The sequence below is a fragment of the Achromobacter sp. GbtcB20 genome, from assembly GCF_019091095.1.
Classification (GTDB): Bacteria; Pseudomonadota; Gammaproteobacteria; order Burkholderiales; family Burkholderiaceae_B; genus Achromobacter; species Achromobacter mucicolens.
Genome location: NZ_JAGXJZ010000483.1, coordinates 1 through 279, shown reverse-complemented (window position 1 = coordinate 279; position 279 = coordinate 1). Strand labels below are relative to the sequence as shown.

The following is a 279-nucleotide window of genomic DNA, read 5'->3' as shown; positions in this document are numbered from 1 at the left end:
CGCTTACGATGGCGGGCGCCTGCCCCTGGCGCGCCAGCGAATAGGCGACGCCGCCGCGCGCCACGGCGACGTCGGGGACGTCGTTGTGCAGGACGCGCAGGGGCTGGCCGCGCCAGCGTCCCAGCACGGCGGCCAGGCGCTCGGCCAGCGCGGCGCCGCGGAACACGCCGCCGTTGAGCAGCAGGGCGTCGGGTACCGGCAGGGAGGTGTCGTCGTCAGGCAGGCCGAGCGCTTCGCGCGCCGCTTGCGCGTGCTGGCGCAGGAAGCTCGCCAGGTGGC

General features: G+C 77.1%; 1 protein-coding gene. It reads right to left on the bottom strand.

Annotated features, from left to right (window positions below; genetic code table 11):
- On the bottom strand, positions 1–279 hold a 279-nt coding region (locus tag KVT32_RS29860), incomplete at both ends, for a hypothetical protein (protein ID WP_217619403.1).